The organism is Gilliamella sp. Nev3-1, from assembly GCF_001690435.1.
Taxonomy (GTDB): domain Bacteria; phylum Pseudomonadota; class Gammaproteobacteria; order Enterobacterales; family Orbaceae; genus Gilliamella; species Gilliamella apicola_C.
This window is the reverse complement of sequence record NZ_LZHN01000059.1, coordinates 14,938-40,018: the sequence shown is the minus strand read 5'-3', so window position 1 is coordinate 40,018 and position 25,081 is coordinate 14,938. Positions and strand designations below refer to the sequence as shown.

25 protein-coding genes are annotated in these 25,081 nt (G+C 35.6%); 17 read left to right on the top strand and 8 right to left on the bottom strand.

Translation table 11 applies throughout. The annotated features are described in order from the left end of the window. Positions 1-444: 444 nt before the first annotated feature. Entirely contained in the window at positions 445-813 is a 369-nt protein-coding gene (locus A9G40_RS08680; protein WP_065582722.1) for a DUF5362 family protein, read from the top strand. 53 nt (positions 814-866) lie between these two features. Here the strand turns inward: A9G40_RS08680 and bamE are convergent, their stop codons facing one another. Next, complete coding sequence (gene bamE / locus A9G40_RS08675) at positions 867-1,289, bottom strand: outer membrane protein assembly factor BamE (protein ID WP_065580089.1); 423 nt, start codon at positions 1,287-1,289, stop codon at positions 867-869. 208 nt (positions 1,290-1,497) lie between these two features. Here bamE and A9G40_RS08670 point away from each other — a divergent pair, with 208 nt between their 5' ends. Then, the gene (locus A9G40_RS08670) at positions 1,498-2,109 is read left to right on the top strand and encodes an FKBP-type peptidyl-prolyl cis-trans isomerase (protein WP_065582721.1); all 612 of its coding nucleotides are present in this window, start codon (positions 1,498-1,500) and stop codon (positions 2,107-2,109) included. A 60-nt stretch (positions 2,110-2,169) separates the two neighbouring features. Here A9G40_RS08670 and A9G40_RS08665 read toward each other — a convergent pair whose 3' ends face one another. Further along, positions 2,170-3,399, bottom strand: coding sequence for an MFS transporter (locus A9G40_RS08665; protein ID WP_065582720.1), 1,230 nt, complete (start codon positions 3,397-3,399; stop codon positions 2,170-2,172). Positions 3,400-3,529: 130 nt separating this feature from the next. Between A9G40_RS08665 and dapB the strand changes: the two genes are divergently transcribed. The 5 genes from dapB (at position 3,530) to tamB (ending at position 11,084) form a co-directional block, all read left to right on the top strand. Continuing rightward, entirely contained in the window at positions 3,530-4,351 is an 822-nt protein-coding gene (gene dapB / locus A9G40_RS08660) for a 4-hydroxy-tetrahydrodipicolinate reductase (RefSeq protein WP_065582719.1), read from the top strand. Positions 4,352-4,358: 7 nt separating this feature from the next. Beyond that, positions 4,359-4,856: a tRNA adenosine(34) deaminase TadA gene (tadA, locus tag A9G40_RS08655; RefSeq protein ID WP_065582718.1), complete on the top strand. Its 498-nt coding sequence runs from the start codon at positions 4,359-4,361 to the stop codon at positions 4,854-4,856. Positions 4,857-4,988: 132 nt separating this feature from the next. After that, positions 4,989-5,528 carry a hypoxanthine phosphoribosyltransferase gene (gene hpt / locus A9G40_RS08650; protein ID WP_065567268.1) on the top strand — a complete coding sequence of 180 codons (540 nt, stop codon included), beginning with the start codon at positions 4,989-4,991 and terminating at the stop codon, positions 5,526-5,528. A gap of 17 nt (positions 5,529-5,545) precedes the next feature. Next, positions 5,546-7,261 carry an autotransporter assembly complex protein TamA gene (gene tamA, locus A9G40_RS08645; protein ID WP_065582717.1) on the top strand — a complete coding sequence of 572 codons (1,716 nt, stop codon included), beginning with the start codon at positions 5,546-5,548 and terminating at the stop codon, positions 7,259-7,261. Position 7,262: 1 nt separating this feature from the next. Beyond that, on the top strand, positions 7,263-11,084 hold the full coding sequence (gene tamB / locus A9G40_RS08640) for an autotransporter assembly complex protein TamB (protein ID WP_065582716.1): 3,822 nt from the start codon (positions 7,263-7,265) through the stop codon (positions 11,082-11,084). A 51-nt stretch (positions 11,085-11,135) separates the two neighbouring features. Here tamB and mnmD read toward each other — a convergent pair whose 3' ends face one another. After that, positions 11,136-11,849, bottom strand: coding sequence for a tRNA (5-methylaminomethyl-2-thiouridine)(34)-methyltransferase MnmD (mnmD, locus tag A9G40_RS08635; RefSeq protein ID WP_065582715.1), 714 nt, complete (start codon positions 11,847-11,849; stop codon positions 11,136-11,138). An 88-nt stretch (positions 11,850-11,937) separates the two neighbouring features. Here mnmD and A9G40_RS08630 point away from each other — a divergent pair, with 88 nt between their 5' ends. The 6 genes from A9G40_RS08630 to A9G40_RS08605 all read left to right on the top strand — a co-directional run bounded on the left by A9G40_RS08630 (position 11,938) and on the right by A9G40_RS08605 (position 16,731). Beyond that, the gene (locus A9G40_RS08630; RefSeq protein ID WP_065567264.1) at positions 11,938-12,669 is read left to right on the top strand and encodes a 1-acylglycerol-3-phosphate O-acyltransferase; all 732 of its coding nucleotides are present in this window, start codon (positions 11,938-11,940) and stop codon (positions 12,667-12,669) included. Positions 12,670-12,672: 3 nt separating this feature from the next. Further along, positions 12,673-13,443, top strand: coding sequence for a methyltransferase domain-containing protein (locus A9G40_RS08625; RefSeq protein ID WP_065567263.1), 771 nt, complete (start codon positions 12,673-12,675; stop codon positions 13,441-13,443). 110 nt (positions 13,444-13,553) lie between these two features. Next, positions 13,554-14,480 (top strand): ADP-glyceromanno-heptose 6-epimerase, encoded by a 927-nt coding sequence (gene rfaD, locus A9G40_RS08620; RefSeq protein ID WP_065582714.1) that lies wholly within the window; start codon positions 13,554-13,556, stop codon positions 14,478-14,480. Positions 14,481-14,495: 15 nt separating this feature from the next. Then, the gene (rfaF, locus tag A9G40_RS08615) at positions 14,496-15,545 is read left to right on the top strand and encodes an ADP-heptose--LPS heptosyltransferase RfaF (RefSeq protein WP_065582713.1); all 1,050 of its coding nucleotides are present in this window, start codon (positions 14,496-14,498) and stop codon (positions 15,543-15,545) included. Beyond that, entirely contained in the window at positions 15,545-16,507 is a 963-nt protein-coding gene (gene rfaC, locus A9G40_RS08610) for a lipopolysaccharide heptosyltransferase RfaC (RefSeq protein ID WP_065582712.1), read from the top strand. Before rfaF ends, rfaC begins: the two co-directional genes overlap by 1 nt. Positions 16,508-16,530: 23 nt before the next feature. Beyond that, on the top strand, positions 16,531-16,731 hold the full coding sequence (locus A9G40_RS08605; protein WP_065580077.1) for a YaeP family protein: 201 nt from the start codon (positions 16,531-16,533) through the stop codon (positions 16,729-16,731). Here the strand turns inward: A9G40_RS08605 and A9G40_RS08600 are convergent. The 3 genes from A9G40_RS08600 to trmA all read right to left on the bottom strand — a co-directional run bounded on the left by A9G40_RS08600 (position 16,724) and on the right by trmA (position 20,259). After that, the gene (locus A9G40_RS08600; protein WP_081302209.1) at positions 16,724-18,136 is read right to left on the bottom strand and encodes a heavy metal sensor histidine kinase; all 1,413 of its coding nucleotides are present in this window, start codon (positions 18,134-18,136) and stop codon (positions 16,724-16,726) included. The genes A9G40_RS08605 and A9G40_RS08600 overlap by 8 nt on opposite strands. Further along, positions 18,114-18,800: a heavy metal response regulator transcription factor gene (locus A9G40_RS08595; RefSeq protein WP_065567284.1), complete on the bottom strand. Its 687-nt coding sequence runs from the start codon at positions 18,798-18,800 to the stop codon at positions 18,114-18,116. The genes A9G40_RS08600 and A9G40_RS08595 overlap by 23 nt, the downstream gene beginning before the upstream one ends. Positions 18,801-19,161: 361 nt before the next feature. Beyond that, positions 19,162-20,259 carry a tRNA (uridine(54)-C5)-methyltransferase TrmA gene (gene trmA, locus A9G40_RS08590; RefSeq protein WP_065582710.1) on the bottom strand — a complete coding sequence of 366 codons (1,098 nt, stop codon included), beginning with the start codon at positions 20,257-20,259 and terminating at the stop codon, positions 19,162-19,164. A gap of 349 nt (positions 20,260-20,608) precedes the next feature. Between trmA and srmB the strand changes: the two genes are divergently transcribed. Then, positions 20,609-21,919: an ATP-dependent RNA helicase SrmB gene (gene srmB, locus A9G40_RS08585; protein ID WP_065582709.1), complete on the top strand. Its 1,311-nt coding sequence runs from the start codon at positions 20,609-20,611 to the stop codon at positions 21,917-21,919. Between the two features lie 118 nt (positions 21,920-22,037). Continuing rightward, positions 22,038-22,640 (top strand): peroxiredoxin C, encoded by a 603-nt coding sequence (locus tag A9G40_RS08580; protein WP_065567255.1) that lies wholly within the window; start codon positions 22,038-22,040, stop codon positions 22,638-22,640. 83 nt (positions 22,641-22,723) lie between these two features. On the opposite strand, the gene A9G40_RS08575 is transcribed toward A9G40_RS08580, so the two are convergent. Then, positions 22,724-23,038 carry a DMT family transporter gene (locus tag A9G40_RS08575; protein WP_065582708.1) on the bottom strand — a complete coding sequence of 105 codons (315 nt, stop codon included), beginning with the start codon at positions 23,036-23,038 and terminating at the stop codon, positions 22,724-22,726. 26 nt (positions 23,039-23,064) lie between these two features. Then, the gene (locus tag A9G40_RS08570) at positions 23,065-23,388 is read right to left on the bottom strand and encodes a DMT family transporter (RefSeq protein ID WP_218057698.1); all 324 of its coding nucleotides are present in this window, start codon (positions 23,386-23,388) and stop codon (positions 23,065-23,067) included. 562 nt (positions 23,389-23,950) lie between these two features. Between A9G40_RS08570 and A9G40_RS08565 the strand changes: the two genes are divergently transcribed. Further along, positions 23,951-24,607 (top strand): nucleoside recognition domain-containing protein, encoded by a 657-nt coding sequence (locus A9G40_RS08565; protein WP_065582707.1) that lies wholly within the window; start codon positions 23,951-23,953, stop codon positions 24,605-24,607. After that, positions 24,600-25,067, top strand: a complete 468-nt coding sequence (locus A9G40_RS08560; RefSeq protein WP_065582706.1) for a YjiG family protein — start codon at positions 24,600-24,602, stop codon at positions 25,065-25,067. Before A9G40_RS08565 ends, A9G40_RS08560 begins: the two co-directional genes overlap by 8 nt. The last annotated feature ends 14 nt before the right edge of the window (positions 25,068-25,081 follow it).

Sequence of the window (25,081 nt, the reverse complement as noted above, 5' to 3'; positions counted from 1 at the left end):
CCTGATATCAAAGATAGAATAATTTAAAAGCGTTGGCACAAGCTTAAAATCAAGCTAACGTTTAAATTTTTGTCTTAATCGATCTTTTATGTAGCTTGTTTTTTAATCGATAACAGCGTAAGCAATAAAAAAATCTTGACTGGTGTTTTGCGGAATTTAAAAAAAAACTAAAGGAACGACTTTATACAAATCGCCCAATCCATACATGGCTTGGGTAACAACGCTTTGATTTTTATTAAAAAAAACAAAACAAAAAACTTCAATAAAATCAATGGCTTTTCTGACTGATTTTTAGAGTGAAAATTAGCTAGGAAAAGCATTGCTGTTATATAACCATTATAGTTTGTACCCTATTGGAGCATATACAAAAATACTTCGACAATAATTAAAAAGCTTTTATGCTATCCGTCGCTTTTAAATGAAGCGATAATATAAGGAATAAAAATGGATACAAATCAAACAAATACTATAACTTTTCAAGCATCTGAATTATTAAAGAAACACATGCGGTTTATTTCTGTTATGCAACAGATTTTTGGTGTTATTTCTATAATTGCTGGTGCATTTCTCTGCTTAGGTATTATTTCCGCTATTGTGGGTATTCCACAAATCATCGCTGGCGTTAAGCTGTTTAAATCGGGAAGTTCATTTAGTTTAGTTGCCAATACTCAACAAGAATATGATATCGTTAGTGCTATTGAGCACCTTTATAGTTATTGGAAATACGCTCTAATTGCATTTATAGCGTCTATCGTATTTATTATTATATATATTGTCATTATCATGGCTGTTTTAAATAACTATTACTATTAATTTAATCTTTTGTTATAAAATAAAACCTCGTTATTTAACGAGGCTTTTATTTTTTAAGATTCAGGGGTCAAATTCTCATCATCAGATTTGACATCAATTGGATCTGATATACCTTGTTTGTTCATCTCTTCTAATGATTTAGAACCGGCTAATTCGGTGGTTTTGATATCTTTTACTATGCCCATTTCATCAAAATAGATAGCAAAATTTCTTTGGCTAACGCCACCATGTTGTGGTTGCTGGCGGAAAATATAATACCAAATGTTATCACCAAAAACAGAAGTTAACATTGGTGAGCCCATAATAAAGACAACCTGTTCTTTGCTTTGACCAACTTGTAATAGCTCAATAGCATCTGGTGTTACATAATTACCTTGGTTGATATCTGGTCTATATACCCAACGTTCAACAACTGAACATCCCGTTAATAAAACACTTGCTACAATTGCAAAGGCGGTAAATTTACGAAACAGCATCTAAAATTATCCATAAAAAAAATTATAATTTATATTATCGCTGATATTTTATCTAAGTGCTAGCCAAATTGATAAATTCTTTCACAATTAGCTAATAAGCTAAGCTAACATCAGACCATCATGCGAATTATTGCTTGACTTTTGTTGTGGTATCAACCAACTTAATAGCGTCACAATAAACATTATTTTTAATAATAAAAGGTAAAAAATGAAATTAGAGACAACAGAGCAAAAAGCAAGTTATGCTATTGGATTACAAATTGGGCAACAATTAAAAGACTCAGGATTAAATAATTTAGAGCTTAATGCATTAAAACTTGCAATGGAAGATGTTTTAGCGGGTAACCCTCCTGCCCTGCCTTTACAAGAACTACATGATGCATTACGCCATGTGCATGAACAAGCAACGAAAGAAAAAGCCAAACAAGCCGAAAAAATGGCTCAAGCAGGTAAAGATTTTCTTGCTAAAAACATTGAAAAAGATGGTATTAAATCAACTGAATCTGGTCTACAGTATGAAATCATTAAACAAGGCGACGGTGCTTTACCTCAAGCGACCGATCACGTTCAAGTTCATTATACTGGGCAATTAATTGATGGCACGGTATTTGATAGCTCTGTAGAGCGTGGTCAACCTGCTGAGTTCCCAGTTAACGGTGTAATTAAAGGATGGGTAGAAGCGCTACAACTTATGCCTGAAGGGTCAAAATGGCGCTTATATATTCCTCAAGAATTAGCCTATGGAGCTCAAGGTGCTGGCGCATCAATTCCACCATACAGCGCATTAATTTTTGATGTTGAACTATTAAAAGTTTTATAAAAGTTATCTAAAAATTTTATAGATAGGTATGGACGCAATTTGACGTCCATCTGTTTTAAGCTATTGTTTTGCGTGTTTTGCGACAAGCGGTAATTGTTTAGGAAGGAAATAAGCAGTCACAGCCGCCATCAACAATAAGATGCTAGCCGTACCAAAGGCAACTAAGTGGGTATGTAAATTATCATAAGCCCATCCACCAAGCCATGAGCCAATCATTGCGCCCACTTGATGAAAAAAATAGGTTAATCCAGAAAGTAATCCGACAAGCTTTACTCCATAAATATCAGCGGTAATTATGCCCGATAATGACAAAGCGCCCGCCCAAACCAGCCCTCCTACTGCTGCGATAGTAAAAAGCTGCCATTTGCTTGATGCTAAAATAAGAGCAATAAAACCTAATCCTCGGATTAAATAAACCATCATTAAAATATTTTTTCGTTGCACTATATCAGAAAGATACCCCAACACTAGGGTGCTAAAAATAGCGACTAAACCGATTAAACCTATACCGTTAGAACTGGTGATTGAATCAAATCCGTGATCAACGAGCATTGGAACACCATGTGTTCCTAATAAATTCATACTAAAACCACAGGTAAAAAGCCCAAAGCTTAGCTGCCAAAATGGACGTGTTTTTAATACGTCCATAAGTTTGATGCTATCATCTGTTTTTTGATTGATAACAGGATCTATATTCGGTGTTGCAATTTCAGATTGATTATCTTTCATAATAAAAAAGGCAATAGGCAATGCCATAATCATGAAGATCACCGCAAACGAAACTAGTGTGGTTTGCCAACCATAAATTGGAATGAAGAAAGCAAAAACAGGTAACATCACCGCCATGCCAGCCATACTGCCTGTTGATAGAATAAATAATGCTAACCCTCTTCGTTTGATAAACCAACGCGCCACAATAGGCGTAAAGCTGACAGAACCGACAAAAGAAGTACCAAAAGATAACGCAATACCAAAAGACAAGAAAAAGTTCCAATAATCATGAGAGTTCGCAGACCAAACCGTTGAGGCAATAATAATGATTGATCCTAATATGAGCACAAAGCGAGTGCCATATTTACTCTCTAAATATCCCGCTATTGGCGTGGCGATACCCGAAAAAAGCATACCAATAGCAATAATGCCAGAAAGTACGCTGCGACTAAAACCAAGATCGTTTGCAATGGGAAGAAAAAATACGCCCATGCTCATCCTTAATCCGCTAGAAAGCAACGTTAAAAGCGAGGCTGCAATAACAATATTCCAACCAAAATACCAAGGAGATCGCATCATAATTTTCACCTCTTTTTAAATAAAAAGCGCTCGAAATTTGTAGTATTTAAATTTGACATTATGTATAAGTTGCTTATTTTCCGCTATAATATTTATTTATCTATAGCCATAAAAAGTTAAGGAAAGTTATATGTCAACAAATATGATTCGTATCGCAATTGCGGGTGCCGGCGGAAAAATGGGACGACAGCTCATCCAAGCCGTTGCACAAATCGAAGGCGTGACTTTAGGTGCAGCATTTGAGCGCGAAGGCTCATCGTTGCTTGGTAGTGATGCAGGTGAACTGGCTGGAATCGGTATTTGTGGCATTAAAATTACTGATAATTTACAACAAGCAAAAGATCAGTTTGATGTATTGATTGATTTCACCCGCCCAGAAGGTACGCTGACTCACTTAGCATTTTGTGTCGAAAATAAAAAAATGATGATTATTGGCACCACCGGTTTTGATGAGGCAGGTAAACAAGCGATTGCCGATGCAGCAAAAAAAATTGCTATTGTTTTTGCTGCAAACTTTAGTGTTGGCGTTAACCTAGTGCTAAAACTATTAGAAAAAGCAACCAAAATCATGGGTAATTATACTGATATTGAAATCATTGAAGCCCATCACCGCCATAAAGTCGATGCACCATCAGGCACCGCATTAGCCATGGGCGAAGCGATTGCCGATGCACTTAATTGCAATTTAAACGATCGTGCTGTTTATTGTCGTGAAGGTCATACTGGCGAAAGACCACAAGGCGCTATTGGATTTGCTACTATTCGAGCAGGTGATATTGTTGGCGAACATACCGCTATCTTTGCAGACATTGGCGAACGGGTTGAAATTAGCCATAAAGCGTCGAGTAGAATGACCTTTGCCAATGGTGCCGTGCGTGCAGCACTATGGCTTGCCACACAACCCGTTGGTTTATATGACATGCGTGATGTGTTAAATCTCAATAACCTATAGTCGTAAAATGTTAGATGAATATTGGATGCAACATGCATTAATGCTTGCTAAACATGCCGAATCTATAGGCGAAATACCTGTAGGTGCGGTAATTGTTAATGAACATAATCAAATTATGGGTGAAGGCTATAATCAACCCATAAGTAAACATAATCCTACGGCTCATGCTGAAATTATGGCTATCGAGCAAGCAGGAAAACTTTTAACTAACTACCGCCTAATCAATACAACTCTTTATGTCACGCTTGAGCCTTGTATTATGTGTGCTGGTGCCATTATTCATAGTCGTATTAAACGTGTTGTTTATGGTGCAAGCGATTACAAAACTGGCGCCGCAGGTTCTTTTATTGATATTCTTGCTTATCCAAGTATCAATCACTATGCTGAAGTTACTGGCGGAGTGCTGGCTAATGAATGTAGTACTATTTTAAGTGATTTTTTTAAAAAACGGCGTTTACAAAAAAAGAAAGTTAAAGAGAGTGGTCAGACGGTTTTAGGTAACTAAGCATTTCAGTATAAAATATTAAAATTCATTCTTACCATAGTTTGATAAAAAGTAAGTTTGCTTATTCTTTTTATCAAGGAAAATTGCTAGAATCTAATTAAATTTTTTTGAAAATTAACTTGAGCATTATTAATGAAAAAACACGAATTAAGCATGATGATATCATCAGATGATATCCAAAAACGAGTAATCGAGTTAGGTCAACAAATCAGTAAAGATTATCAACATAGCCAAAATGAGCTAATCTTAGTTGGACTTTTACGTGGTTCATTTATCTTTATGGCAGATTTAAGCCGAGCCATTACCGTTGGACACGAAGTCGATTTTATGACAGCATCAAGTTATGGTAATGCGGTGGTAAGTAATCGGGACGTCAAAATATTAAAGGATTTAGATGAAGATATCCGTGATAAAGATGTGTTGGTTATCGAAGATATTATTGATACCGGTAATACGCTTAGTAAGGTGATGGCGATTTTAAAATTACGTCATCCGCGTAGCATTGAAATTTGTACGTTATTAGATAAACCGTCACGTCGTGAAGTAGCCGTACCCGTAAAATATATTGGATTTTCCATTCCTGATGAGTTTGTGGTTGGCTATGGTATTGATTATGCACAACATTACCGCCATTTGCCTTATATTGGACATATAAAATTACTTGAATCTTAACAAATATCGAGGTGTATGTGTCACGATTTTCTTGGTCATTAGGCTTGCTTTTAGTGATATGCGCTACATCAAGTTATGCTGATATGAAGTTATCAATTAAGGGATTATCAGGTGAACTTGCTGACAATGTCGATGCTCGTATATCATTAATCGCCCCCAATAAAATTGATGATACGCCCAATTTTAAGCGTTATTTTGAAAATGAAGTGCAAAAATCGCTTCGTGCATTAGGTTATTATTCACCGACTTTCGAGTATAACGCGCAAAATCCTAAAGTTCTTGTTGTCAATATATCACCAGGCGAGCCTGTGCTCGTTAAGCAACTCAATGTGAATATTACTGGTGAAGGTCAACACGATCCCGATTTTGAATATTTACAAAAAAACAACTTACCCAAAATCGGTGATATATTAAATCATGGTGTTTATGAATCATTTAAGAAAAACCTGCAAGATTTATCACTAAAAAAAGGTTACTTTGATGCCAATATGCCCAAGCATCAGTTAGCGGTTTTACTGTCTGAACATCAAGCTTTTTGGAATATTGATTATACAACAGGTAAACGCTATCGATTTGGTAAAGTCACTTTTCATAATACCAAAATCCGTAAAGATTATTTAGCTAATATTGTGCCATTTAAAGAGGGCGAAGAATATACGGCAGAGCAGTTGTCATTATTAAATAGGCGCCTTACCTCAACAAACTGGTTTAACTCAGTTGTAGTTGTGCCTGACTTTCCTCATTTAACAGAAGGTAAAATACTCCCAATTGATGTCGATACATCGCCTAGAAAGAAAAATAATATGGATCTTGGATTAGGATTTTCAACAGATAACGGTGTGCACGGAAAAATTGGCTGGAACAAACCATGGCTCAATAGCCGTGGGCAGAGTTTTCAAAGCAATTTATCGCTATCCTCGCCAGAACAATTGGTTACGATGAGTTATAAAATTCCCTTAAAAAAATCACCACTTGAACAGTATTACACCATTCAAGGGGGTTATAAAAAGATTGATAATAATGATACTTACTCACAATCTTATACGTTTGGCGCTTTACGCAACTGGGATAATTTTTATGGTTGGCAAACCGCTTTAGGTTTTAATGTATTACGTGATGATTTTACCCAAGGCGATGCTAGCTTTAGAACATTTTTATATTATCCATCACTTAGCTTATCTAGAATTCGTTCTGACGGTAATTTATTAACAATGTGGGGAGATTCTCAACGTTATTCGCTTGAAGCTGCTGGTGAATCATTAGGCTCTGATATTAATCTGATGCGCTTTCAAGCACAACACGCATGGATTCGCTCGTTACAAAAATCCCATCGATTTATAGCTCGTGGGAATTTTGGCATTATACAAGCAAACAATTTTGACCGTGTTCCACCGTCATTTAGATTTTTTGCTGGTGGTGAACGTAGTATTCGAGGTTATAGTTATCAATCTATTTCACCTAAAGATAAAAAAGGCAAGTTAAAAGGAGCTTCAAAACTTATCACTGGCTCACTTGAATATCAATATAATTTATCTGGCTCATGGTGGGGAGCCGCATTTGTCGATACAGGAGAAGCTATTGACAAAGTTGATAGAACTAAATTCTATACAGGAACGGGGATCGGCATTCGCTGGGCTTCACCTGTTGGCCCAATAAAAGTCGATTTAGCAACGCCACTTAACCAAAAAAGCGGTTCTATTCACCTATATATTGGTTTAGGAAGTGAATTATAAAATGAATAACAACACGGCTAGAATTAAAAAAGTAAAAAAATTAAAACTGATACGTAAATGGAAAAAACGAAGCGTTGCCATTTTATCAGTTATCGTTTTTCTCACTGTTTTTACTATTCTACTTATCTACACAAGTTTAGGTGTCAAAATAACCACTTATGTTTTAAATAAATTTTTACCCGAGCTAAAAATTGCCCAAGTTGAGGGTACGTTTCATGATCTACATATACAAGGGTTCTCCCTTGAATTACCAGGTGTTAATGTTCAAGTCAATGAGGCTTCATTGTCACTTTCTGGGCTTTGCTTACTAAAAACAGAAGTGTGTGTAGATCAATTTAATGCCAATGGGGTAAAAGTTTCCATTAACACCGAACAAATTGGCAGTTCGCCAAGTGAATCAAGTGAGCCAACAAGTGAACCTAATGAAGAAAACCTCTTCAAGCTCAAAACACCATTACCGATAGATCTTAAACAGACCCACCTAACGGATGTCAAGGTTATTGTTGATGATATGCAATTTGGCATGTCAGACTTTACAGGGAAAGCCACATGGGTAAATAATCAGATTTATGTTTACCCTGCTGTTGCAACAGATCTAAGTGCTATTTTTGCGGATAAAACACTGACAAATCAAACCGTAACAACAACAGACAAAGACATTGCACTTAATGAAAAAATTACCGAGATTTTTAATCAACCGCTAATTGATTCATTGCCCCAAGTTAATATCCCATTAGATATTAATGTCACAAGTTTAACCGGTAATCATTGGTTATTACATATTGGTGGACAAGATTATCGATTTAATAACGTTGCTATTCAAACCGATATTGTCAATAGTCACATTATTGTAAAACAAGTGGAATTTGATGCTAGCACCCCTTATGCCAATGGACATACTTCTGCCTCGGGCGAAATTACATTACACGATAACTGGCCTGTACTAGCATTAATTAAAGCGAATACTGAACAAAACCAATTAAATGCTCAGTTTTCAGGAAAATTGCTTGGCGAACTATTAGCTAATATAAAGATGAGTGGTTTAAATCAAATGGCTATGAGTGGGCACCTTAATTTTATTGAAAAATACTTACCTATAATGGCTCAACTTGAAGGTAAGCATATTCAATGGCCAATTGAGGGATCAGCGCAATACCAGCTAGATGATTTTTCAACATCAATAAAGGGGAATGTAAAACAGTATCAACTGTCAGCCAAAGGTAATATAAAGGGACAAGAACTAGCCAATACCAAGTTTGAGATTGTGGGCACAGGAACCAACCAAGACGCAATGATAGAGCGTGCCAACATAAAATTACCGCATGGGGAAATTAATGTAGCGGGAAATATAAGTTGGCTACAAGCATTACAATGGGATACAAGCATAAAGCTAAATAATGTCGATCTCACTAACGAGCTACCAAGTTATCCTATTCGATTAAATGGTCTATTAAAAACAACTGGTAAGCTTGAAGAGGGTAAATGGGCGTTTAATTTACCCGACGTACAGTTAAAAGGTAATATTAATCATGCTGATTTTTTTGCATCTGGTAGTATGTCTAGTAATTCTGAAAATAAAGTTACTGCAAATAATCTTGCAATTAAATGGGGTAAAAATCAGATAGGTTTAAATGGGGCGAACGATAAAGGCAACTTGTTAGCAAAATTGAATCTTGAATCATTACCGCTATTAGTTGATGGTATGCAAGGATCTATTGCTGGAAATATAAAACTCAATGGCACATCTGATAATGCAATCGTAGACACGAATTTAACCATTAATTCACTATCTTTCGATACAATAAAAATAGCTAAAGCCAATGTTACAGGCAAAGTGGAATATAAAAACCAAGCCAGTGGCAACATGAAGTTAACGGCTCAAACAATAGAGCTACCTGGTCAAACAATCAAAAAAGCCAATATTGAACTATCTGGCAGTGAAAACCTTCATACTTTAACGGTTGATATTGATGGTGAACCAGCATCATTGAAAACTTCGTTAATAGGAAAACTGAATAAAGCGCGTACAAAATGGAACGGAACGATTCCTCATGCCCTACTTCACTTAGGCAATAATAACAATTGGCAGCTCACTAAATCAGTGGACTTATCTTATGATGTAGCCCATCAAGTGCCCAGTATTAATGCCCACTGTTGGAATAATAATCAGTCAAGTATTTGTCTTGATAAACAATTATCATTAACTAATAATACCAATACAAGCATTACCTTAAAAGAGATTAATCTGTCTAAATTGCCCATTCCAACCGATGGTGAAACCAAACTTGCAGGTAATGTTAATGGTAAAGTCATCATACAATTTAATCATGATAGTATGCTACCATCAATCAAAGCCAATATAACTAGCTCTGATGTTTATATTCAACAAATGCTTACCTCAAAAGCGCTGCCTCTACCTTTCGATCTTTTTAAAATAGAGGCTGAGTTTAATGAGCAACAAGCCAAACTCGATTGGCATTTTAGTTTAAATAAGCTAGGAAAAATCAATGGTAACCTTGTTATCACTGATCCAGTAAAACAAAAAAAATTAAGTGGTCAATTAAATATCAATCAATTAGCTTTAGCAATTATTAATCCGTTATTGGATAGCAAAGATTATGCTAAAGGCGCTATTAATGGCACGGTTAAATTTTCTGGATCACTAAATGATCCGTTACTAACTGGAAGTATTGCCTTAAAACATAGCGAAATAAAGTCAAGTCAATTACCCATTGATATTAAATCAGCCAAAGTTGATATCAATTTCAATGGAAAATCATCCACATTAAAAGGTATTTTAGCTACGCAAGCAGGCAATGTTAATATTAATGGTAATGCCAGCTGGAATACCTTTGACAAATGGCAAGCTTCGTTAACCGTGAATGGGGCTGCTATGGAAGTTTCGGTGCCGCCAATGATTGTTATGACCATTGTTCCAGATATTAAAATCAATGCGACACAAGACGAATTAACATTATTAGGTAAAGTTAACATACCAAAAGGGAAAATAACGGTTGAATCACTTCCGCCATCAAGCATTGATGTATCTCCTGATGAAGTTATGCTTGATACAAATCGAAAAGAAATTAAACCACAAAAATTTGGCATGAACATCTTTAGCCATCTTGAGATCAATATTGGAGATAAAGTCACTGTTGATGCATTTGGGTTAAATGCCTCTCTTAAAGGTAATCTGATTGCGACACAAACCAATAAAGGACTTGATCTGCATGGAGAAGTGTTGATACCAACAGGTCGGTTCCACGCCTATGGGCAAGATTTAATTATTCATAAAGGCATTATCACATTCTCAGGATCGGCAGATCAAGCTAGGCTTGATATTGAAGCTATACGCAATCCTGAATCAATGGATAATAGCAATATCATGGCGGGAATTCGCGTTACTGGATCGTCTCAATCACCTAAAATTGAAATATTCTCAGACCCAGCTATGTCACAACAAGAAGCCCTTTCCTACATAATTCGCGGTCAAGGGCTTGATAGCACAGAACAAAGTGATAGCGACATGATGACAGCACTGCTAGTTGGTATTGGCACAGCAAAAACAGGTAAATATGTTGGCGATATCGGTAACCTATTTGGTATCAAAAATCTAACACTTGATACACAAGGCGCAGGCAATAGCTCTAAAGTTGTGGTTAGCGGTTATATATTACCTAATTTGCAACTCAAATATGGCGTTGGTATATTTGATTCATTAGCTACATTTACTTTACGTTATCGTTTAATGCCGAGCCTCTATTTAGATGCCACATCAAGCTTAGCGCAAACATTAGATCTAATTTATCAATTTGATTTTTAAGCTGAATAAAACTTGAATAACCATTTTGCCTTGCTAAACTCTTTGGCAAGGCTACTTATCTTTATAACCAATTAACATTTCACGCTTAACCCCATACCCCTTACGTTTAAGCACGTTAAATCCTGCATTAAGCAAATTTCGCCGCACAAATCCAGCCGCAGTAAAAGTGGCAAATGAGCCATTTAAGGCAGTTAATGCATAACAATCTTTAAATAAGGATTCTGTCCACATATCTGGATTTTTTGCTGGCGAAAACCCATCAAAAAACCAAGCATCAACAAGTACCTTTTGTTTAGTTAAAAATTTCGAAAAATGGCTGATATCAGCATAACATATCGCTAAACTGACGTTATCAAACTGGCAAGAAGAGTTAATTAAACCGTTTTGAAGTCGCCTAGCTAACAAAAATAGGGGGGTATTTTTAGAAATCACACTATCATGAACCTTTATTAATTCATCTAACGATAGTGGGTATTTTTCGATACTAAAAAAAGTAAGGTATTTAAGTATATGTTCTGGGTTATGACGCCTAAAATGCAAAAAAGATTGCCATAAGATCAAAAAGCTCAATCCAGAGCCAAAGCCTGTTTCGCCAACAACAAAGGTATCTTTGTTATGCTCAACAAAGCGTTGCTGTAAATTATTACCATCTATAAATACATATTTTGTTTCATCAATTGCGCCTTGCGTATTAAAATACACATCATCAAAATAAGTAGAAACAGGTATCTGATTTTCATCCCAAATAATAGTCGATTTATGCATAAACCTCCTTGAATAACTGTTTTTTAACAAACTGTATATTAACTCAGATTATGTATATAATACGCCAAATCAACTTATGAGGTAAATTATGGTATTTCTTTTTCGCTTAATTAGCGTTGTAATAATTGGTATTATCATTTGTGTCTTAGGCATCATTTTTTGCCTACTTAACCCAAGAAATCCCAAAAATGTAGCAAGATTTGCTCATTTGTTTGGGTTTGTCTTTAAACCCATAATGGGTATAAAAGTTGATACTCGCATCTACCCTGATATTGATAAATTAGGTAGTTGCGTATATATCGCTAATCATCAAGATAATTACGATGTAATCGTAGCCGCTAATGTACTACAGCCCAAAACGGTTACCGTAGGTAAAAAAAGCTTAGCTTGGATTCCTTTTTTTGGGCAACTTTACTATCTTACAGGCAATATTCTTATTGATCGGGACAATAAATCAAAAGCGCGCAATACAATCGGAAAAGTCGTCAATGAAATTAAGAAACGCGGTATATCTATCTGGATGTTTCCTGAAGGCACTCGTAGCCGTGGTCGAGGACTATTGCCATTTAAAACAGGTGCATTTAAAGCAGCAATTGCTGCTGGTGTACCAATTGTGCCAATTTGTGTATCGCAAACCAATGACATTAAATTAAACCGTTTAAATAATGGCCATATGATTGTTGAAATGCTAGAACCAATTGAAACCAAAAATCTATGCAAAGAAGATGCTAGAGCATTAATGGAACAATGCTACACGAAGATGGCAAACAAAATAGCACAAATAAATGATGAAGCAAAACAGTTGAACAATCAAAAATAACTTATGAATAAACAAGATCGCAATTTTGATGATATCAGCAACAAGTTTGCACAAAACATTTATGGCACAACCAAAGGTAAAATTCGCGAAGCGATAGTTTGGCAAACACTAGAAGAGATCCTAGCAACCTACCCACCTAATAGGCCACTAACCATACTTGATGCGGGCGGAGGGCAAGGTCAAATTGCCTGCCGTCTTGCAAAACTTGGGCATCAAGTCACACTTTGCGATATCTCAGAACAAATGTTAGCACTTGCTAAACAAAAAGCACAGATGGAAAACGTAAAGATAAATTGTCTTTGCTGCCCGATTCAGCAGCTTGATAGCTTAATTAACCAACCTTTTGATTTAGTTATTTGTCATGCTGTATTAGAATGGATCGCTGAACCAATTGCATTATTAAAAGCATTAAAAAAACATCTTAAACCCGATGGCTACTTATCGTTAATGTTTTATAACTATCATGCCCTTTTATTTAAAACTGTCACATTAGGCAATTTTGGCTATACACAAGCAGGTTTAGCTAAGCGCAAAAAAAAGACGCTTTCGCCCGACTTTCCAAGAGAACCCATTGATGTATATCAATGGCTTAATCAAATCGATTTTACCATCCTACAAAAAACAGGCATTCGTATTTTCCACGACTATCTTGCCAATAAAGCCAAAGCTGAAACTCACTTTGAGCAACTATTAGAACTTGAACAAAAGTACTGCCAAACTGAGCCTTATCTTAATTTGGCCAGATATATTCTGGTTACAGCAAAATTAAGATAATTTTCTAAATAGTCTGGCTTTCATTCACGTTTTTTAAAATGATTACTCGAAAATTTTGCCATAAATCGGTATCATAAGCGGATTGATTTTATTGGTTAAGGAAAATAAACATGATCGTGGTAACAGGCGGCGCCGGATTTATTGGTAGTAATATTGTTAAAGGTTTAAACGACCAAGGATATAAAAATATCTTGGTTGTTGATGATTTAACTGATGGCACAAAATTTGCCAATTTGACTGATTTAGATATTGCTGATTATATGGATAAAGATGAATTTATTACAGCCATTATCAGTCATGAAGATCTTGATATTGATGTCATATTTCACCAAGGTGCTTGTTCATCAACCACTGAATGGAATGGCAAGTTTATGATGGAAAATAACTACGACTATTCCAAAGATTTATTGCATTACTGCTTAGACTTCAACATTCCATTTTTGTATGCTTCCTCTGCCGCCACTTATGGCGGGCGCAGTGATAACTTTATTGAAGATCGCGCTTATGAAAAACCATTAAATGTCTATGGGTATTCTAAATTCTTGTTTGATCAGTATGTAAGAGGCCTATTACCACAAGCTAACTCGCCAGTTTGCGGATTCCGTTATTTTAATGTCTATGGACCTCGCGAATCACATAAAGGCAGTATGGCCAGTGTCGCATTTCATTTAAATGAACAAATTAATAAAGGCGAAAAACCGAAACTATTTACTGGTAGCGATAATTTTAAACGTGACTTTATTTACGTCAGTGATGTGGTTGAGGTCAATTTATGGTTTTGGAAAAATAAAATCTCGGGGATTTATAACTGTGGAACAGGCCGAGCAGAATCATTCCAAGCTGTTGCCGATGCAGTGCTTAATTACCGTAAAAAAGATGAAATTGATTATGTTCCTTTTCCTGAACACCTAAAAGGACGCTATCAAAGCTATACGCAGGCTGACTTAACTAAATTTAGGCAGACAAAATGCCCAATCGAGTTTAAAACTGTTGCAGAAGGCACCGCAGAATATATGAAATGGCTAAATGAGCAATAAAAAGGATCTGATCAAATGAAAACACTCATTATCGGCCCTTCATGGGTTGGCGATATGATGATGTCGCAAAGCCTATATCGTACATTAAAACAACTTGATCCCAGTAACGAAATTGATGTGCTAGCACCAGCTTGGTGCTCTGCACTATTAAATAGAATGCCAGAGGTGAATCAAGCAATTACAATGCCATTGGGTCATGGTGAGTTTGCTTTAACAAAACGTCGTGAGATAGGTAAATCACTGCGAAATAATCATTATGATCAGGCCATTGTATTGCCCAATTCATTCAAGTCAGCATTGATACCTTTTTTTGCAAAAATTCCTAAACGCACTGGTTGGAAAGGCGAAATGCGCTATGGAATATTAAACGACTTACGTAAACTTGATAAACAAGCTTTTCCATTAATGGTTGAACGCTATATTGCGCTTGCTTATCCTAAAGATCAAATTCATTCAGCTTCCGATTTACCACATCCGCTATTGTGGCCAAAGCTCAATGTCAAGCAGGATGAAATAACTCAAGCTCTATCAACCTTTTCAATAACTCAAGAAGAGCCTTTAATTGGTTTTTGCCCTGGTGCTGAATTTGGACCTGCCAAACGTTGGCCTGATTATCATTACGCTACACTTGCCGATATGCTTGTTAAACAGCATGCCAAAATTATTATTTTTGGTTCAGCAAATGATAAAAATGTAGGTGAACAGATTATGGCAAAAATGACCTATGCAAATAAATGCATTAATTTGGCCGGTCAAACTCAATTAGAACAAGCCGTTAGTTTAATTGCAGCTTGTAAAGCAATTGTGACTAACGATTCTGGATTAATGCATGTGGCAGCTGCGTTAAATAAACCATTGGTGGCTCTTTATGGGCCAAGTAGCCCTGATTTTACTCCGCCGCTATCAGATAAGGCAGAAATTATCCGTTTAATGACTGGATACCATCGTGTTCGTAGAGGTGATACCGAGCAAGGTTATCATCAAAGTTTAATTGATATTAAGCCAGATAGTGTTTTTGAAACATTAATGAATCTTATTATGCGTTGTCAAAAGAGTAATGAATAATGCGTGCATTAATTGTTAAAACATCTTCAATGGGTGATGTACTACATACATTACCAGCTTTGACCGATGCAGCCAATAGCTTATCTAACATCACATTTGATTGGGTAGTTGAAGAAAATTTTACTCAAATACCTAACTGGCATTTTGCCGTCGATAGAGTAATTCCTGTTGCGATAAGACGTTGGCGAAAAAATTGGTTTGCTAAAAATGTTCGTCAAGAACGCCATAAATTTATCCAAACACTTAGCCAGCAAGAATATGACTGTATAATTGATGCACAAGGGTTAATTAAGAGTGCTTTTTTAATCACACGCAAAGCACGTGGCATTAAACATGGTTTAGATCGAAAAAGCATAAAAGAACCCATTGCAAGTTGGTTTTATGATGTAAAACACAGCATACCGAAACAAATGCATGCTATTGAGCGCATTAGATTATTGTTTGCACAAAGCCTACAATACAAACAGCCTGACTCAATTGGCGATTATGCAATTGCTCAACATTTTTTATCTTCATTACCCAATGATAATCAGCAATACTTGATTTTTTTACACGCAACAACGCGAGATGAAAAGCATTGGAATGAAGAAGCCTGGCGAAATTTGATCAAACTGGTTGAACCAACAGGCTTAAAAATAAAATTACCTTGGGGAGCGCCACATGAGCAAGCACGGGCAATTCGACTAGCTCACGGGTTTAAACACGTCGAAGTGCTACCCAAACTATCGCTTTCCGACATAGCAACCATTATTGCTGGGGCAAAAGCAGTGGTTTCAGTAGACACCGGATTAAGCCATCTAACCGCAGCACTAGATCGCCCAAATATCACTTTATTTGGTGAAACTGATCCAAATTTGATTGGTGGTTATGGAAAAAACCAATTTAGCATTATTTCAAACGAAAAAATGATGCAAACTATTCAAGCCGAGCAAGTTTACCAACAATTGACTAATTTTTTATAACGGCACCTCAAGGAGCGAATTTAATGAAAAAATATAGCGATCTTATTTATGAAAAATACGCACAAATTGGCAGTAATGATCTCGGTTATATTGAAGATGCCTTAGGTGCTGTCATGCAAGTGTTAAATGAAGTTGTGCTTAACGACCTTGTACCACAAGAACTAAAAGATAAAGCTGCTTATGCAGCAGCTAATTTATTGATTAGTGACTTTGATGTTAAATAGCAGTTGGTAAATTGATAATAAAGCGTGTCGATTGCTCGTCAGATTCGGCAGAAATCGTACCTTTATGCGTTTCAATAATAGATTTAACTATCGCAAGCCCTATTCCAGTGCCCGCGCTATCATTTCCGTTACGATGGCGTGATTCCTCAACGCGATAAAATCGGCCAAAAAGATGTGGCAAATGCTTACTGTCAATTTTTTTACCTGGGTTAGAAATAACAATTTGCACACGTTTTTCATTCACTTGCTTTAATGTTATGGTTATTACCTGATTTTCTGGAGTATAACGAATAGCATTAGATAAAATATTACTGATTGCTCGTCCCAACATCATTTTATCACCTTGAATATGAGAACAATTACCATCAAGGTTGAAAGTGATATTTTTCTCGTCAGTCAGTGGCTCAAAATACTCACACATTAATGTGATCATATTATGTAAATCAATATCAATTAAATTAGGCACCAATTGGCGATTATCTGCTTGAGCCAAAAACAGCATATCGGAAATCATCTGTGACATTTTTTCATATTCTTCCAAATTAGAGTATAAAATCTCACGATATTCATCTGTCGTTCTAGCATTATTGAGCACAATTTGCGTTTGAGTAGTTAGATTAGTAATTGGAGTTCGCATTTCATGGGCAATATCCGCTGTAAAATTGCGTTGCCGATGAAACACATCCTCCATACGATTAAGCATATCATTAAATGCTTTGACCAAACTTACGTATTTAATTGGCACTAAAGAAGTAGGGATACGGTAATTCAAACTTTTAAGGTTAATTTTTTCAATCTTTTTAATCAATCGATTAATCGGTTTTTGGGTAAAATAGATACTAATAAAAGAACCAATTAATACCAAAATACAAGCAATACCAATAAGTAAACCTAAACCGTCACGTAAACGTCGAATAAATTCAATCTGTAGATCACGACCAATAGCAACGATTGTGGTATAGTGCTTGCCATTTTCAATGGCAACATATGAGGCCGCAACTCGATATGATGATTTATCTTGATTCCAAATATCTGTTCTGTGATTTTCAACAATGTTATCAAAATCAATTTGAGTTTTAGCAAAAGCTAGATTGGGTCCACGAGTTCGGTAGACTATTTTTCCCTGATCATCAATAATATAAACAAATAACCGATGGTGCCCTGTCAAAATTAATAACAAATTTTGAATAAACTCATCACGGTTCTCGTCGGGAGAATAATAAACAAGCTCACGCTCAATAGAGTCAATAACCGAATTAAGTTCGGACACATTTTGCTGAATTGAAAGTTTTTCAAAAGAACGTTCAATTAGAAAGCTGAAGCAATAAAGTAAACCACACGTTATTAAACAAACAATAAGAGGCAAACGTAATGAGATTAACTTATTCGGGTTCATCCAAGACATCTAACTTATACCCCATTCCGCGGACTGTATGAATTAATTTAGGCTCAAAATCGGCATCAATTTTATTACGTAAGCGTCGAATTGCGACATCAATGACATTGGTATCACTATCAAAGTTCATATCCCAAACTTGAGAAGCGATTAAGGAACGTGGTAATACTTCACCTGGGTAACGTAAAAAATACTCTAATAATAAAAATTCTTTATTGGTTAAATCAATGCGCTTATCGCCACGTGTTACCGTACGCTTAGGAAGATCCATGACTAGATCAGCAATACTCAATTGAGAATTATTAACCTGTGGGACATTACGTCGAAGCAAGGATTTAACCCGAGCCAGTAATTCAGCAAACGAAAAAGGTTTGACCAAATAATCATCTGCACCTAAGTTAAGGCCTTTTACTTTATCCTCAACACTGCCCATAGCAGTGAGCAACATAATTTGGGTATCTTTGCCAGCCTCACGCAGTGACTGAACAATTTTCCAACCCACAATGTCAGGTAACATGACATCTAAAATAATTAAATCGTAATCTTCTGTCATCGCTCTATGATAACCATCAAGACCATTGTTTGTTAGATCAACAACAAATCCAGATTCAACTAAACCTTGACGAAGATACTCACCTGTTTTTTGCTCATCTTCAACTACTAACAATTTCATATTTGAATACTTCCTTTGTTGTTTGCCTGATTGTCGAAATTGCATAATACTGCTATAGAATAAATGATAAACATTAAATCAATCATGATATATTAATGACCATTTTGTAATGTTTATGTCACCAATCAGTTGGTTTGTCTTTGCTATAGTAGCTACACAATGATTCATGAGGCTAGACATTATTGTTTCATTGTTTTATTTCCTTTCATCCATTCCTTGCAATTTAATGCAGCCCTAGTTTATCTAGGGTTTTTTTTATCTAATTTGGCGCAAGTCTGTATATATACTGAAAACAATAATTAGTCACACATAAATTGGGCTTATTGTAGCAAAAATATCCTGTTTTGAATATCAGATCCTTTTACTTTTTACACAATACTATGCCTGTTTCGATATGATCGGTATAAGGAAATTGATCAAACATTGCAAAATGTTGAATTGAATGCGTTTTGCTCAATAACTGCAAATTGTCGCGCAATGTATTAGGATTACACGAAATATAAATAATAGTTTTATAGGATTTCAATATATCAATAGTATTTAAATCCAATCCTGCACGAGGCGGGTCAACCAGTACCGTGTCGCACCGATAATCATCTAAATGAATTCCTTTTAAACGATTAAACTCACGCTCTCTTTTAATTGCGCTGGTAAACTCTTCAGCCGACAATCGGACAATAGTAAGATTATCAATATGATTAATGGCAATATTATGCTGAGCAGAATAAACTGACGCTTTAGCAATTTCAGTGGCCAATACTTTTCGAAAGTTTTGTGCCAGTGCAATTGAAAAGTTACCATTACCACAATAAAACTCTAGTAAATCACCCGACAAATTTTTAGTGACTGATACAGCCCACTGTAACATCTTAATGTTCACCGCCGCATTGGGTTGGGTAAAACTATTTTCAACTTGACGATAAGTAAACATTTTACCCATTACGGGTAAAATCTCATCAACATAATCGACATCAATTGCAATTTTTTGGTTGCTAGCGCGCCCGACAATACTCGCATTTACGCCTTGTTTAGCTAATTGCATTTTTAATTTTTTTGCTTCAATTATCCATTCATCATTTAACTTTTTATGATATAAAAGCGTAATTAATAACTGACCACTTAAGGTTGAAAAATAATCAATTTGAAACAATAAATGCCGAAGTAGATGATTATGCTGTAATAAAGGCAAAATAGTTTGCATCGCTTGATTTATTAATTTAGTCGCAATAGGAAATTCATCAACGCGTACCCGTTTTTTTGTCTTTTTGTCATACATAATATGATAAAGCTCCTCACCATGATGCCAGATTCTGAACTCAGCTCGCATTCGATAATGGCTAATTGGCGATGAATAGACTGTTAATTCGGGAAGAGAAAAGTCTGATAATAATGTTTTTAAAATATCTACTTTCCGTTCTAATTGCTTATTATAATTATCAATCGAAAAACATTCAGTCATAGTTATTATCTGATGGTTATTATAGAAATATTATTTAATAGGAAATTTTGAACCAGCTTGTATTAAGGTACAAATTGATTAAGCGTTAAACCGCAACGGAATAACCCAATCACCATTTTACATGCTGTAATAATTTACCTAATCTTACCATAAACACTCAAAGATGATAAGTTTTGCTTAAATAAATCGTTAAGATTTTAGGCACACAAGTTGACATTCTCTTCAAGATAACTTATCTGTAAGCAAATAACGTATAAAGAGCGAATAATAATCCATCACACTTTTATTGATTGTAGTTATAGTAATTGCCGTTATAATGTGTCTTATAATTTTAGATGAAAAGATCATTATGACAGTACACACTTTTTCTGATTTAGAGCTAGATGATATATTAATTCACAATCTTCAAACGCAGGATATAAACACCCCGACAGCAATCCAAGCACAAACGATTCCTGTTGCTCTAGATGGCAAAGATATTTTAGGCTCAGCACCAACTGGTACGGGTAAAACACTCGCTTTTTTAATTCCTGCTGTGCAACATTTATTAGATTTCCCTCGTCGTAAATCTGGGCCACCACGTATTTTGATATTAACACCAACGCGTGAACTCGCCATGCAAATTGCCGAGCAAGCCAAATTATTAACCGAATCGACACCACTAAGCATCGCAACCATTACTGGTGGGGTTGCTTATATGAATCACGCTGAAGTATTTAGCAAAAATCAAGATATTGTTATTGCAACAACAGGTCGATTATTACAGTATATAAAAGAAGAAAATTTTGATTGCCGAGCGGTTGAGATGCTGATTTTAGACGAAGCAGACCGCATGCTAGACATGGGTTTTTCGCAAGATGTCGAAACCATATCAGCCGAAACTCGTTGGCGTAAGCAAACTTTATTATTTTCAGCTACACTTGAAGGCGAAGGACTGCATAATTTTGCCAGTCGCATTTTAAATGCACCAATTGAAATCAATGCCGATCCATCGCGTAAAGAGCGAAAAAAGATCCTACAATTCTATTATCGTGCTGACGACTTACCCCATAAAGTGGCACTGCTTACTCACTTATTAAAACAACAAGAATTAAAAAAAACCATTGTATTTGTTCGTAAACGTGAACGTGTGCACGAATTAGTTAACCTGCTGCATCAAGCTGGCATCCACAGTTGCTATTTAGAAGGCGAAATGGTACAAGCAAAACGCAACGAAGCGATCAAAAGAATTAGCAATAATACTGTTAATGTACTGGTTGCAACTGATGTTGCAGCGCGTGGAATTGATATTGACGATATCACCCACGTTATTAATTTTGATGCCCCGAAAACCGCAGATGTTTACTTGCACCGCATTGGTCGCACTGCACGTGCAGGTAAAAAAGGTACGGCAATTATGCTAATTGAAGCTCATGATAACGAATTACTACAAAAAATTGAGCGCTATATCCAAGAACCAATAAAACTAAGAACCATTGATGAATTGCGACCAAAAACAAAAGCCCCAAAGCCAGCAACAAAGAAAAAACCATCGCAAAAAGCAAAATTAAAAAGTGTTCGCAAAAAAGAAGATGCCAAGAAGAAAAAGATAAAACAGCGTCATCGAGATACCAAAAATAAAGGTAAACCTAAAAAATTAATAAATAATACCGAACAATAATCAACAGTTAATAGCTTAAACTTATGATACCGATTGTTTATAACAACTTGGACAATCGATTTTAATTGCTATAATGCTTCACGATATGATTTACATTTAATTAGCAAGGAGAAACACTATGACATTAGTCACTCGCAAAGCCCCAGATTTTACATCAGCAGCAGTTTTAGGATCTGGAGAAATTGTTAACAATTTCAATTTATCACAACATATTCATGGTAAATATGCTGTGGTTTTTTTCTGGCCAATGGACTTTACTTTTGTTTGTCCATCAGAGATCATCGCATTTGATCACCGCCTAGAAGAATTCAAAAAGCGAGGAGTTGAAGTTATTGGTGTTTCAATGGACTCTGAATATGTACATAACGCTTGGCGAAACACACCTCGAGACAATGGTGGTATTGGTGAAGTAAAATTCCCGATTATTGCAGATATCAAACACGAAATTATGCAAGCATATGGTGTTGAACATCCTGAAGCTGGTGTGGCATTACGCGCATCATTCTTCATTGATAAATCAGGCATTGTACGCCATGAAACGATTAACGATTTACCAATTGGTCGTAATATCGACGAAATGATTCGTATTGTTGATGCGTTCCAATTCCATGAAGAGCATGGAGAAGTTTGCCCTGCACAATGGACAAAAGGTAAAAAAGGCATGCAAGCAAACCCGAAAGGTGTTGCAAGTTTCTTAAAAGAGCATGCTAACGAAATTTAATTTAATTTCTTTTTTTATTCAACCTTACATTATATTTTACCGGAGATTATCTCCGGTTTTTTTGCCAGTATAATCAAAACTGATTATAAAGTAGCATGTAAACCAACAACACCAATAATAATAATGCTCAAACCAAATAATCGAGAAAAGTTTTTAGGCTCATTGAACAATAACATATTAGCTAACACCGCCCCCGATGTTCCAAGACCAACCCAAACAGGATACACAATACTCAATTCAAGATAATGGAGAGAAAAGTAAAAAAGCATAAAAGAAACAGAAAATCCTCCCCAATATAAAACAAGCCTAAGCAGACTTTTTTGCTCTGCATATAACTTAAGACCAATCGCCCCAAGAACTTCAAAAACAGTTGCAATTAATATCAATAGCCATCCCATGATTAAATTTGTCCTTTATTGTAATATTAACTATCCGCACGTTTAAGTTGCACAACACCAATAATGATAAGTGCCACAAAAAAAAGTTGAATTAATTTAATTTCTTTGTCAAAAAGCAACATGTCAATCACTGTCGCACCAACTGCACCAACGCCTGAAAATATGGCATACACTGTACCTGTGGGTATTGTTTTACAAGCATTGGTTAAAAAAGTAAAATCGACAACAATTAGCAACACAATGATACCCCACTGCCATAGCTCGGTTGCAACGCTAAACCCTAAAATCCAACATAACTCAAAAAAGCAAGTCAGCACTACAAATGCCCACTCTTTATTCACGCTTAACATAGCTACCTCGTTTTGCTACTTTATTTTTTGTCATAACCTATTTTATATAGCACTTGATAATGATTTATTGTCGATAAACAACGACAAAATAAAAGATGGTTCGCAAACAGAACATTTGCCACCCAAAGAGCTTAATTACTGTATGTTTTTAACTACTAAGTCAAAAAAACGAATAAGTCAAAGCAACTAACCTTCATGATACCTTACCACAAGTTTTATTATTATTTTTCAATAAGGTAGGTAATTCTATAATGAATAATCATCAATAGCAAGAGCAAATTTTTATAATTCAATGCATTACGATTTATGTAAGTTAGCCTGCCTATTCCATATCATACCATATCGTATGCTTTTAGAAAGATATAAAAGAAATAGATAAATTGATAGAAAAAAATAAAAATAGTTATACTTTTTTAATTTAATTTTAAATGAGTATAGAATAATAAAATAGTGTTTTTAAACCGTTTTTTATTATAAATCTAAAGTAGGCGTTATCATACTTATCTAGTATCGCTACTTATAGGATAGTTAAGTAGGTTAAGCATAAGAAAAGGAAAGTAGCATGTCAAAAAAATCAGACAATGAATTTAAAGTAGGCATAAAAGCCTATGTATCACTTGTAGTGGCAATTTTGTTTTTTTCAGGCTTATTTTTTAATGTCGAAGGTAAAGCATGGTTAGGTGCATTTGATTTTACTAGCTTAAGCGGTAAATTTGGTACCATGATCCACCCAGAAAAAAATACTTTTGTAGGCGAAGGTGGTATTAGTGCAAGAGCTGGATTTATTTTTGCTTTATCGCTTATCCCAACGGTTATGTTGGCATTAGGTGTATTAGAAATCTTTACCCATTACGGCACAATTCGTGCGGCACATAAATTGCTAACGCCACTGTTAAAACCGATATTAGGCGTTCCTGGTAAAACAGGTCTTGCGTTAATTACTGACTTGCAAAGCACTGATGCTGGCGCAGTATTAACTAAAGAATTATATGATGAAAAGCAAATTACTAAAAAAGATCTTATCATCATTAGCGCTTGGCAATATTCTGGTGCAGGTTTAATCAATAACTACTTTTCTATTGGCTCAGCATTATTTGCGTCAATGACAGTGGCTATTTTTATTCCTCTTGTCATTATGCTTGTACTTAAATTTATGGGGGCAATACTAGTTCGCTTGATATTAAACTCAATTTATAAAAAGGAGTTTATCAATGAGTAATTCACAAAACCAATCAAATAACCCTTTAGATATTTTTGTAATTGGTGCACGCAAAGGATTCAATATTGCGATTAACAATTTAATGCCTAACATCTTAATGGCATTTGTGATTGCCGAAATGCTAAAACGTTTAGGTTTAATGCAATTAATCGGAACTTATTGTGCGCCAATGATGGAAGTTTTTGGCTTACCTGGAGAAGCCATTACCGTATTACTCACCGCTTGGTTATCCGCATCTGCTGGCACTGGTGTTGCCGTCAATTTGCTCACTAGTGGCATACTTAATACGACAGCAATAACTATTTTGACTCCCGCTATTTTTTTAATGGGATCACAATTACAATATATGGGGCGTTTATTAGGCGTTGCCGATGTACCTAAAAAATACTGGCCATTATTGATGTTAAACAGCATTTTCAATGCACTGATTGCAATGATTATTATGCGATTTATTGCTTGAGAAAGGAGATACCA

Excerpts from the sequence above, each read along its gene's own strand:
- A9G40_RS08565 (WP_065582707.1), top strand. The coding sequence starts at position 23,951 with ATGTCAAAAAAATCAGACAATGAATTTAAAGTAGGCATAAAAGCCTAT.
- tamB (WP_065582716.1), top strand. The coding sequence starts at position 7,263 with ATGAATAACAACACGGCTAGAATTAAAAAAGTAAAAAAATTAAAACTG.
- A9G40_RS08680 (WP_065582722.1), top strand. The coding sequence starts at position 445 with ATGGATACAAATCAAACAAATACTATAACTTTTCAAGCATCTGAATTA.
- rfaF (WP_065582713.1), top strand. The coding sequence starts at position 14,496 with ATGAAAACACTCATTATCGGCCCTTCATGGGTTGGCGATATGATGATG.
- srmB (WP_065582709.1), top strand. The coding sequence starts at position 20,609 with ATGACAGTACACACTTTTTCTGATTTAGAGCTAGATGATATATTAATT.
- dapB (WP_065582719.1), top strand. The coding sequence starts at position 3,530 with ATGTCAACAAATATGATTCGTATCGCAATTGCGGGTGCCGGCGGAAAA.
- hpt (WP_065567268.1), top strand. The coding sequence starts at position 4,989 with ATGAAAAAACACGAATTAAGCATGATGATATCATCAGATGATATCCAA.
- A9G40_RS08605 (WP_065580077.1), top strand. The coding sequence starts at position 16,531 with ATGAAAAAATATAGCGATCTTATTTATGAAAAATACGCACAAATTGGC.
- A9G40_RS08595 (WP_065567284.1), bottom strand. The coding sequence starts at position 18,800 with ATGAAATTGTTAGTAGTTGAAGATGAGCAAAAAACAGGTGAGTATCTT.
- A9G40_RS08575 (WP_065582708.1), bottom strand. The coding sequence starts at position 23,038 with ATGGGATGGCTATTGATATTAATTGCAACTGTTTTTGAAGTTCTTGGG.
- A9G40_RS08630 (WP_065567264.1), top strand. The coding sequence starts at position 11,938 with ATGGTATTTCTTTTTCGCTTAATTAGCGTTGTAATAATTGGTATTATC.
- bamE (WP_065580089.1), bottom strand. The coding sequence starts at position 1,289 with ATGCTGTTTCGTAAATTTACCGCCTTTGCAATTGTAGCAAGTGTTTTA.
- rfaD (WP_065582714.1), top strand. The coding sequence starts at position 13,554 with ATGATCGTGGTAACAGGCGGCGCCGGATTTATTGGTAGTAATATTGTT.
- A9G40_RS08665 (WP_065582720.1), bottom strand. The coding sequence starts at position 3,399 with ATGATGCGATCTCCTTGGTATTTTGGTTGGAATATTGTTATTGCAGCC.
- A9G40_RS08670 (WP_065582721.1), top strand. The coding sequence starts at position 1,498 with ATGAAATTAGAGACAACAGAGCAAAAAGCAAGTTATGCTATTGGATTA.
- A9G40_RS08560 (WP_065582706.1), top strand. The coding sequence starts at position 24,600 with ATGAGTAATTCACAAAACCAATCAAATAACCCTTTAGATATTTTTGTA.
- A9G40_RS08570 (WP_218057698.1), bottom strand. The coding sequence starts at position 23,388 with ATGTTAAGCGTGAATAAAGAGTGGGCATTTGTAGTGCTGACTTGCTTT.
- trmA (WP_065582710.1), bottom strand. The coding sequence starts at position 20,259 with ATGACTGAATGTTTTTCGATTGATAATTATAATAAGCAATTAGAACGG.
- tadA (WP_065582718.1), top strand. The coding sequence starts at position 4,359 with ATGTTAGATGAATATTGGATGCAACATGCATTAATGCTTGCTAAACAT.
- rfaC (WP_065582712.1), top strand. The coding sequence starts at position 15,545 with ATGCGTGCATTAATTGTTAAAACATCTTCAATGGGTGATGTACTACAT.
- A9G40_RS08580 (WP_065567255.1), top strand. The coding sequence starts at position 22,038 with ATGACATTAGTCACTCGCAAAGCCCCAGATTTTACATCAGCAGCAGTT.
- A9G40_RS08625 (WP_065567263.1), top strand. The coding sequence starts at position 12,673 with ATGAATAAACAAGATCGCAATTTTGATGATATCAGCAACAAGTTTGCA.
- A9G40_RS08600 (WP_081302209.1), bottom strand. The coding sequence starts at position 18,136 with ATGTCTTGGATGAACCCGAATAAGTTAATCTCATTACGTTTGCCTCTT.
- mnmD (WP_065582715.1), bottom strand. The coding sequence starts at position 11,849 with ATGCATAAATCGACTATTATTTGGGATGAAAATCAGATACCTGTTTCT.